At 39.8% G+C, this 8964-nt stretch carries 10 protein-coding genes; 4 read left to right on the top strand and 6 right to left on the bottom strand.

Features of this window, described 5'->3' with window-relative positions:
* A partial coding sequence (locus ACLL8Z_RS14560; RefSeq protein ID WP_411275522.1) for a methionine adenosyltransferase domain-containing protein occupies window positions 1–484 on the top strand: 484 nt, incomplete at its 5' end.
* Between the two features lie 380 nt (window positions 485–864).
* On the top strand, window positions 865–1419 hold the full coding sequence (locus tag ACLL8Z_RS14555) for an NUDIX domain-containing protein (protein WP_411275521.1): 555 nt from the start codon (window positions 865–867) through the stop codon (window positions 1417–1419).
* Between the two features lie 9 nt (window positions 1420–1428).
* Here the strand turns inward: ACLL8Z_RS14555 and ACLL8Z_RS14550 are convergent, their stop codons facing one another.
* Both ACLL8Z_RS14550 and ACLL8Z_RS14545 read right to left on the bottom strand, forming a co-directional pair.
* Window positions 1429–1881 (bottom strand): T9SS type A sorting domain-containing protein, encoded by a 453-nt coding sequence (locus tag ACLL8Z_RS14550; RefSeq protein ID WP_411275520.1) that lies wholly within the window; start codon window positions 1879–1881, stop codon window positions 1429–1431.
* 4 nt (window positions 1882–1885) lie between these two features.
* Entirely contained in the window at window positions 1886–2446 is a 561-nt protein-coding gene (locus ACLL8Z_RS14545; protein ID WP_411275519.1) for a hypothetical protein, read from the bottom strand.
* A gap of 225 nt (window positions 2447–2671) precedes the next feature.
* Here ACLL8Z_RS14545 and ACLL8Z_RS14540 point away from each other — a divergent pair, with 225 nt between their 5' ends.
* Window positions 2672–3409, top strand: a complete 738-nt coding sequence (locus ACLL8Z_RS14540; protein WP_411275518.1) for a lysophospholipid acyltransferase family protein — start codon at window positions 2672–2674, stop codon at window positions 3407–3409.
* A 19-nt stretch (window positions 3410–3428) separates the two neighbouring features.
* Here ACLL8Z_RS14540 and ACLL8Z_RS14535 read toward each other — a convergent pair whose 3' ends face one another.
* Together ACLL8Z_RS14535 and ACLL8Z_RS14530 are read right to left on the bottom strand one after the other, a co-directional pair.
* On the bottom strand, window positions 3429–4148 hold the full coding sequence (locus ACLL8Z_RS14535) for a LytR/AlgR family response regulator transcription factor (RefSeq protein ID WP_411275517.1): 720 nt from the start codon (window positions 4146–4148) through the stop codon (window positions 3429–3431).
* Window position 4149: 1 nt separating this feature from the next.
* Window positions 4150–5163: a sensor histidine kinase gene (locus ACLL8Z_RS14530; protein WP_411275516.1), complete on the bottom strand. Its 1014-nt coding sequence runs from the start codon at window positions 5161–5163 to the stop codon at window positions 4150–4152.
* Between the two features lie 315 nt (window positions 5164–5478).
* Here ACLL8Z_RS14530 and ACLL8Z_RS14525 point away from each other — a divergent pair, with 315 nt between their 5' ends.
* A complete protein-coding gene (locus ACLL8Z_RS14525; RefSeq protein ID WP_411275515.1) occupies window positions 5479–5655 on the top strand; it encodes a hypothetical protein in 177 nt (58 codons plus the stop codon).
* Window positions 5656–5759: 104 nt separating this feature from the next.
* Here the strand turns inward: ACLL8Z_RS14525 and ACLL8Z_RS14520 are convergent, their stop codons facing one another.
* Together ACLL8Z_RS14520 and ACLL8Z_RS14515 are read right to left on the bottom strand one after the other, a co-directional pair.
* Window positions 5760–7109, bottom strand: coding sequence for a M20/M25/M40 family metallo-hydrolase (locus ACLL8Z_RS14520; protein ID WP_411275514.1), 1350 nt, complete (start codon window positions 7107–7109; stop codon window positions 5760–5762).
* Between the two features lie 81 nt (window positions 7110–7190).
* The gene (locus tag ACLL8Z_RS14515; protein ID WP_411275513.1) at window positions 7191–8597 is read right to left on the bottom strand and encodes an MBL fold metallo-hydrolase RNA specificity domain-containing protein; all 1407 of its coding nucleotides are present in this window, start codon (window positions 8595–8597) and stop codon (window positions 7191–7193) included.
* Window positions 8598–8964: the final 367 nt, after the last annotated feature.

Below are 8964 nucleotides of genomic sequence, written 5' to 3'. Positions count from 1 at the left end.
CATTGTTGACACCTACGGTGGAAAAGGAGCTCATGGCGGCGGTGCATTTTCAGGAAAAGATCCATCCAAAGTGGATCGTTCAGCAGCCTATGCTACCCGTCATATTGCTAAAAATCTGGTTGCGGCTGGTGTTTGTGAAGAAATTCTGGTTCAGGTTTCTTATGCGATCGGCGTAAAAGATCCAATGGGAATTTTTGTAGACACTTATGGCACTTCGAAACTTGGATTTAACGACGGAGAAATCGCTCAGAAGATATCTTCAATTTTTGACATGACTCCTTACGGAATTGAAACACGTCTTAAATTACGTAATCCAATATATTCTGAAACTGCAGCTTACGGACACATGGGCCGAAAGAACGAAATAGTATCGAAAAGCTTTACTGGGTCTAACGGCGAGCAAAAGACTGTTGAAGTAGAATTATTTACATGGGAGAAACTGGACTTTGTAGATAAAGTAAAAGAAGTTTTCAAGGTCAGCTAGTTTATTAAGCAATCTTTATAAAAGTGGCCGTCTCGAATTCTATTCTGGACGGCCTTTTTTGTTAAAACAAAAATCGACATTTTGGGAAGAAGTTTCTAAAGTTTCTCTTAAAGGCAATTTCACCGCTCATATATCGCTCATATACCGCTCAAACACCAGTTCTTATCGCTGATATATCGCTCGTTGACCGCTCATATACCGCTGAGATATCGCTCGTTGACCGCTGTGGCATGGGTCTGGAAACGGTGTAGAAAATGTCTGGAACCGCTCGTCTGTCGGCGAGGCTGACAGTTTGACGCGGCTTAAATCAGTAGATTAGCTTCAAATTGAACCGGAAACGCCCATTTGAGACAGTTTCATATTTTGCTTAATATTGCGCAATGATCGACTGGAATAAAAACCCCTGGAAAACTCTTTCAGAAGAAAAGATTTATGAAAACCCGTGGATCAGTGTGACTGAACACCAGGTTATTAATCCTGGAGGAGGTAAGGGCATTTACGGAACCGTTCATTTTAAAAATCTAGCCATAGGAATCCTGGCGCTGGATGATGAGGCCAACACCTGGCTAGTCGGGCAGTACCGTTATCCATTAGATCAATACAGCTGGGAGATTCCGGAAGGAGGAGGTGCACACGGAACTGACCCTCTTGAATCGGCAAAGCGGGAATTGCTGGAAGAAACCGGAATCAGCGCCAATTCATGGTCAGAGATACAGCACATGCACCTGTCTAATTCGGTAAGTGATGAATTAGGCATCATTTATCTGGCCCGGGATTTAAGTTTTGGAGAATCGAGTCCGGAAGAAACTGAACAGCTAACTATAAAAAAATTGCCTTTTAATGAAGCCTACGATATGGTTATGAACGGAGACATTACTGACTCCCTTAGTGTAGCAGCTATTTTAAAAGCGAAAGTTTTAAATCTTATTCCTTAGCTGAAATCATTAATGCTGTATAATGATCTGTTTCCTAACAACCTCTTTTCCTTTTATGATGTGTAAATAATAGGTTCCGTTTGGAACATCTGTAATGTCTAACTTAACTCCTTTGCTTCCTTTGGGATTTTTTGCTGACCGGAGAATATTTCCTTTTTCGTTATATAATCTTACCAGGAACTCAGGGTTAGATCCATCTTTAGGAGTACCGTCTTTTATAGCTGTTTCTTCCGTATTGCTTATATTGAGCTCTGTACTGGCCGGGTTGGGATAAGCGACTAATGAATTGGAGACGGCATAGCCTCCGCAGTCTGTGTTATTGGCATATCCTCTGTATACCAGCTCACCGCAAGCTGTTGTGGCCACACACTGGTAATAAACAGTGCGCATGGCGGGATAGGATAATTGCTTAACTGGGGGCCGGTGGCAAGCCAGGCGCCGCGTTTCCCTTTTTTTGTGCATACAGTTAAATCTTTTCCCAGAGTAATTTTTCATTTCGTCGATTGGTTTCAAAATCATCCCAAACTCTTCTTTCTGCAAGAAATGAGATTATTGTAGTCCCTGAACAATTATAAACAGTCCGGGTACACACTCCAAGTGAAGATGCATTGTTTTCAAAATAGAACACTTTTTCTCCTTTGTAGTCATACATAGTTATTTTTGCACCTTTATAAATAAACTCGCAAGGCCCTTTACCAGATATTAATGTTTGGGCCCAGATCAATTGATCAAAAGAAGTTACACCACATGCATTTATAGCTCCACTCTCAACTGCATTATTCACTTTATCGCAACTGAATGTACATAAAGAGATAAAAATAATAATCATTGAATATTGTTTCATAGCCGTTATTCGTTTAAAATTCTTTGAGCATTTAGGAATACATTGTAAAGGATTAATGCTTTTATCAAGTATCTCATCCTGAGAAATAATTAATTCTAAGGCCGTAAACTGGAAGGCAAAGTTCCCTTTTAGGTGTTCGCTGGATAATGACTGGATATCACTCGGATTCGCAGATTTGTACATTCTTAATATTTCAACTGACGCATCATTTGATCCTGAGATTTAATTTAAAAGATTCTGCAAAATAGAAGTGCACAGAAATTTAGAATATGTTATAATCTATTTTTTAACCTATACGCAAGTTTAAGTATTTCACCAGAATTACTTTCATTTGTTAATTGGAAATCAAAGCAAAGCTCGCGCTAGCGGGAGTAATAATTGCCGATTTTTTTAAATAATTTGCAAACCATGAATAAGCTGTTAGGTTACTTATTTACACCGATCCATTACCTGTTCTTCGGACTTGTCCTCTGCATTTTCCATCCGGTTCAGTGGGCGTCATTAAAATTTGGCGGACTTGAAGCTCATAAACGCTCTGTTGACCTGATGAATTTCTTCCTTGTGGGCACCTATTTCATTATGGGAAGCTCGGTCAGCTTTAGAAATGTTCAACAATTACCTGAAAACCGGCCTGTCATATTTGTAGCAAATCATCAGAGCATGTACGATATACCGCCTCTGATCTGGTTTCTTCGTAAACATCATCCAAAATTCATTTCTAAAATTGAACTTACAAAGGGGATCCCAAGCATTTCATTTAACCTCAAATATGGCGGCGGGGCGAATATCGACCGTAAAGATAGCAAGCAAGCTGTAGCAGAGATCCTGAAATTAGGGGAAAGGATGGAGGAGCACAATTGGTCTGCGGTGATATTTCCGGAAGGCACCCGCTCCCGCGACGGCAGACTAAAACAGTTTGCTGTAGGGGGAATAGCGACGATTCTAAAAAGATGTCCGGATGCTTTAATAGTCCCAGTTGCGATTAAGGGTTCATGGAAGTTTGTACAGTATGGATCTTTTCCATTAAGCTTCGGGGAAAAAATAAGCTGGACTGTTCTGGCTCCGCTTGAAAATGAAGGAGGTCCGCTCGAAGACTTGGTTTTAAGAGTCGAGAATCAAATTCGGGCAGTAGTTGAAGGCTCCTAACCCTTAACCTCTCTTATTTTCAGCCAATATTTTTATCTTCAATCTGTTTGAAGAAATACTCACGATACGTATCACCAATTGGAATTATCTTTTCCCCAATCTGGATTCGGCTTCGTTCAATACTTTCAATTTTCCCGATTGCAACAATGTATGACTTGTGTACCCGGATAAATGATTTGGCCGGTAGAGAATCCTCCATTTTCTTCATGTTTTGAAGAGTTATGATTCTTTCCGTTTTGGTAAAAATTGAAATGTAATCTTTCAGCCCTTCGATATAGAGAATATCATCAAGGTAAATTTTTTGAATTTTATGTTCAGTCTTAACAAAGATGAAATCACGGCTACTTGTTGTGCTAATGTGATCTTGAGTGATCGCATGTCCATTACCATTATTCTGCAGAACTTTCTGAGCAGCTTTATAAAACCGGTCGAACGCAATCGGCTTTAATAAATAGTCTACAACATCAAGCTCGTAACCGTCGAGAGCGTATTGGGAATATGCAGTAGTGAGTATTACATCACATTTTCCGTTAATTATCTTCAAAAATTGAATCCCTGTTAGCTCAGGCATCTGGACATCAAGGAAAACAAGATCAATTGCATCGCTTTGAACCAGCGACAAACCTTCAATTGCGCTGGTTGTAGTTTTAACCAGTGTTAAAAAAGGCACCTTACTTATATAATCCTCCAGAATATCAAGCGCAAGAGGTTCATCGTCAACAACGAGGCAGCGTATCATTTTATAAATCTAAATATAATTCACAATTATATATTGATTCGTGGTCGTCAATGTGAAGCCGAAATTCCCCATCATATAAAAGATCCAGACGCCTCTTCACATTAAGCAAACCAATTCCACCCGTTTCATCCTTGTTTTGAACGCTTTTCCTATTTACCACCTGGAAGAAAAGCTTATTGGAACTGACATTCAAAACAATCTTTATGGGATTATCCTTGTCCGTAGCTATTCCATGCTTAAAGGCATTTTCAACAAACGAAATCAGGATCAAGGGGGTTATTCGTTTATCGTTCGTTTCACCATCAATTTCGAACTTGATATAAGCTTTGTCCTTAAACCTCAATTTTTGAAGTTCGATGTAATTTTGCAGGTATCTGATTTCGTCGTCCAGTTTTACAGTTGCTTCGTTGCTTTCGTAAAGCATATAACGCATGATCTCCGAAAGTTTCATAACCGCTTCCGGGGTCTTATCCGACTTTTGATACGCTAATGAATATATGTTATTCAAAGAGTTGAAAAGGAAATGAGGATTGATCTGCGACTTTAAAAAAGCAAGCTCTGATGTGAGCTTTTCGTTTTCTAGTTTCGTCTTAATTTTTTCATTCATAAACCAGTCAATTATGAACTTCAAAACCGTACTTAGGAATATAAAAACACAGCCTACAAAAAAAGCTGATGAAAAATACTGCCAAAAGTCCATGACATACTTTCCCTCATTACGGACCATGACAATATTGTAAAAGTAGTATGCCAACCCGCACTTTATAAACGTCGAAAGGATGACAAGAAGAATTATCGAGATGGCGCACCAAACATATCTCTTACGATTTAAGAAGGTGGGAAGAATCAACAGGTAATTTGTGTAAAATACCGCAATATTTACAATTCCAAAGTAAACGAAGATTACCAGAGATGTGTAAGACGGGTTTTTTCCGCCACTTCCTAAAAACATAAACATCAACACGAGCAATGTCCAAATGAATATATGAAGTAGTATCTGGCGCGACTTATTCATTTTTAAAAGTAGAACTTCCAGCCCTTAAAAAGGTCTCAGTTTCGACCAACTGGCAAATTCTATCTGCGAACTGGCATTAAGAAGCGTCGTGCTGATTTGAATCGTAAATTCAGCGTTCGTCTGAGTAAAAGGCAGCTTCGTCTAATACTTTTTCTAAACAATTTAATTAGTGATTTCTTTGTTTCACTAAATCAAACACAAACCTCATCACAATGAAACCATCATGAGCCGGCCTACCGCAGGCAGGCAACATATCAAACATAATGCATATGCTCATGATAGCTTCATTACCATTAAAAAACAAACTAAACCAAAATGAAAAAGCTTACAAACATCGTATCGCCATTTATTATGTTATTGGTTCCCTTATTCTTACTTATAGGAATATTGGCTATGAACTTCGACAAGGAGATGACAGCAGATAAAGAAAAAGCCAGCGTAAAATTACAGGTACCAACTTTTAAGAGCTTCGTGCAAACAGTCCTAAAATAGTATGCGCGACGAGCTTATTATTGAGACAAAAGATCTTTCCTAATGTTTTTGGCAATCAAAAGGTTTTGGATCAGGTTTCGATAAAAGTAAGCCGTGGAAGATAGCTATCTAACAGCTTTTGGAATAACTACAAGACTCTCGTGTCCTTCAGTATCTACAGACTGTACCCCAAAGTAATAATTGTCTTTTGAATAATTAAAACTGGCTGTTGTTCCTGTAATAAAAAACTTCTTTTCCCAAGTCGCACTACTTGTCTCTCTCATAACAACATAATAGCCTGCAGGTATTTCGCCTTTCGGTTTTTCCCATTTAAGGACAGTTTTATTAGTCAGTTGAGTAGTAACAACCCCAACATTTTCTGGTTCACGCGGGGATAAGGCAAGATTGGCAAGCGAAGCAAGATTCATTCGCGCTACCTTCTGCGTATAATCATAATCTACAAAATCAGGAAGATCTCCGTAATCGACGCCATTTTCCTTTCTAACGGTCTGATGCTGGCGGTCAAAATTTTCGTTCATCTCGGTCACCCGTACACCGGCAAATCCAGCTTGTGAAAATGGGGTATGATCACCCCCGCGCAGATATCGATCTCGGCGATAGATCAGTTTAACATCAAGCTGTTCAACATAACGTTCACCAACTTCTTTGAGATACCTGGCAAACTGCCTCGCCCGCCCGTCATTTTCTGATCCGGTACTTGTACGCACTGCTGCTTCTGCTGGTGTTTCCACTACAGATACACCTTCGCTAAAGATTCGTACACTTTTATTATCCTTAAGCCCGGTTTCTACACCATAGGAATTGCCGATAATGTCATTTGTAATCATCCCGGCAATGTTCCACTTCAATTCTTTAGCACGTTTTGCAAGGTTTGCAGCTCCGTACAAGCCCTGTTCTTCGGCCACCATAGCTACAAAAATTATGGTGCAGTTAAATCTGTGCTTACTCATCACTCTTGCCAGTTCCATTACTGCAGAAGTTCCGGATGCATCGTCATTTGCGCCTGGAGCAAAAACTTTAGGATCGTTAACATCTGTAGCCCTGGAATCATAATGTCCTGAAACAATAAAGACACGGTCGTCCAAAGGATCTGTGCCGGGTAATATTCCCAACACATTCTTCATGATTGCGGGAGATGTTATCCTCCGACCATCAGCCGGTTGAGTAAACACATCAAATTCTGCCTTCAACCGTCCGCCTGATTCCTTTGAATATCTTTCCATTTCTGATCTAATCCAATTCCTCGCGGCACCTATGCCAGTTGTGGTACTCAGTGTATCGCTCAGGCTATGGCGGGTTTGAAAAGTCACAAGCTTTCTAACATTTGCTTCTATATTTTTGCTGGAAACTTCGTCAACCATGTTTTTTATTAAAGGATCATGTTTGATGATTGCTGGCTGGGCGGAGCAATAAATTGTCAGTAACAGGAAAATTGAAGAAAAAAGATATTTCATAATTAAGTATTGAAACAAGGTGTGAGTTAAATGCTAAACATAAATAATTGTTTGCCAATTTACACTTTCCTCACAAAAATTTTAGGCGTTTAACTCAATTTGCTGGTGACGGTCTGGAATTTCAACATTCATAAAGCCCTTTTCAATCAATCTCTTACTTAAAGATTGCTGTACATCGTACTCCCCGTGAACAAGAAAAAGTTTTTTAACGTGAGCAGGATCCTGGCAGGAAACAAATCTCAAAAGATCGTCATAGTCTCCATGTGCACTCATTGAGCGTATGGATTTAATTTCTGCGCGTACGTCATATTCATCACCGAAAATATGGACGATCTTGTGTCCGCTCAATAACCTGCCGCCGAGAGATTTTGGCTCGCAATAACCTACCATAAGAATTGTATTCTTTTCACTGCCAATATTGTTTCGAATGTGGTGTTTAACCCTTCCAGCCTCGGCCATACCTGAAGCTGAAATTATAACGCATGGTTCCGGATTATTATTTAAAGCTTTGGACTGTACAGCATCATGAATATACGTAAGATTTTTAAAATGAAAAGGATCGTCATCCGTCTCCATAATCTTCTGAACATCTCTGTTTAATTCATCAGAATGGCTCTTTACAATCGCCGTTGCCTTCGCAGATAATGGGCTATCAACATAGTATTTAACATTGGGGAGTATTCCCTTCTCTTCCAGCCCGTTCAGCATGTAGAGGAGTTCCTGTGTACGACCGACACTAAACGCCGGGATAATAACTTTTCCTTTTCTTATTACACAGGTCTGGTTAATTATATCCTTTAATACACCCTCCGCAGCTTCGGCATCTTTGTGTAGTGTATCGCCGTACGTTGATTCCAGCAATATATAATCTGATTGCGAAAAGCGCTGAGGAGCCTTGAGTATGAGGTCATCATAACGTCCAACATCTCCGCTAAAGGAAATTCTTGTAGATCTTCCGTTCTCTAAGATATTGATGTGAACAGCAGCGCTTCCGATTATATGTCCGGCGTCTGTGAAATTGACGGTTATATTGTCTGTTATCTTATGGTCTGTATCGTATTCAACTATTTTAAACTGCCTGATAGCTTTCACAGCATCCTCTTCATTGTAAAGAGGAACGGCTGGCTTTTCACCTCTGCCTCTTCGGTTTCTATTGCTATACTCTGCATCCTGCTCCTGGATTTTTGCCGAGTCCATAAGTAATATTCGGGTGAGTCCCATAGTAGGCGCAGTACAAAATATGGGGCCCTGAAAACCCTGAGAAACCAAACGTGGGATCAGGCCGCTATGATCGATGTGGGCATGGCTTAAAATAAGATAGTTTATCTCCGCAGGGTTAAATCCGAAATGTTCATTTAGCTCGTCAGTTTCGTCCCCCATACCCTGGAACATCCCACAATCAAGTAATATCTTTGTTCCGTTTTCTAGAGTGATTAAGTGTTTGCTGCCGGTTACATTACGGGCAGCACCGTGAAAGCTTATATGCATATTGTTTTTGATTTCAATATAGCAACATACCTGCCAATTCTGCTGTGAATTTATGGAGATGCACAATTGGATAAAAATTGCGGTAGTACTTTAGTTATTGAAAGCGGATACCTTACAGAATTAGAAATTAGAGGCAAAAAAAAAGTCCCATTTAACGGGACTTTCATAATTGGAGAGCACTATTAATTAAAATTCTTATTGCTGCGTTACAGTATAAACTACCGGGATAACATTCAATCCGGTCGCTTTACCAGCATATGTACCACCCGCACCGATTAAGTAAGAAATGTTGAATTTATTAGTTGAGTTTCCACCCGTCCATGACGTATTGGTGGCTGTGATAACTGTTACAGCTGTACCGCCTGAA

It is taken from the genome of Daejeonella sp. (assembly GCF_046590655.1).
Taxonomy (GTDB): Bacteria; Bacteroidota; Bacteroidia; order Sphingobacteriales; family Sphingobacteriaceae; genus Daejeonella.
Note: the sequence above shows the minus strand (reverse complement) of the source record. Positions and strands in the feature narration are given on the sequence as shown.

What these genes read in the sequence shown, in the direction of transcription:
- ACLL8Z_RS14555 (WP_411275521.1), top strand. Translation starts at nt 865, where the DNA reads ATGATCGACTGGAATAAAAACCCCTGGAAAACTCTTTCAGAAGAAAAG.
- ACLL8Z_RS14550 (WP_411275520.1), bottom strand. Translation starts at nt 1,881, where the DNA reads ATGCACAAAAAAAGGGAAACGCGGCGCCTGGCTTGCCACCGGCCCCCA.
- ACLL8Z_RS14545 (WP_411275519.1), bottom strand. Translation starts at nt 2,446, where the DNA reads ATGTACAAATCTGCGAATCCGAGTGATATCCAGTCATTATCCAGCGAA.
- ACLL8Z_RS14540 (WP_411275518.1), top strand. Translation starts at nt 2,672, where the DNA reads ATGAATAAGCTGTTAGGTTACTTATTTACACCGATCCATTACCTGTTC.
- ACLL8Z_RS14535 (WP_411275517.1), bottom strand. Translation starts at nt 4,148, where the DNA reads ATGATACGCTGCCTCGTTGTTGACGATGAACCTCTTGCGCTTGATATT.
- ACLL8Z_RS14530 (WP_411275516.1), bottom strand. Translation starts at nt 5,163, where the DNA reads ATGAATAAGTCGCGCCAGATACTACTTCATATATTCATTTGGACATTG.
- ACLL8Z_RS14525 (WP_411275515.1), top strand. Translation starts at nt 5,479, where the DNA reads ATGAAAAAGCTTACAAACATCGTATCGCCATTTATTATGTTATTGGTT.
- ACLL8Z_RS14520 (WP_411275514.1), bottom strand. Translation starts at nt 7,109, where the DNA reads ATGAAATATCTTTTTTCTTCAATTTTCCTGTTACTGACAATTTATTGC.
- ACLL8Z_RS14515 (WP_411275513.1), bottom strand. Translation starts at nt 8,597, where the DNA reads ATGCATATAAGCTTTCACGGTGCTGCCCGTAATGTAACCGGCAGCAAA.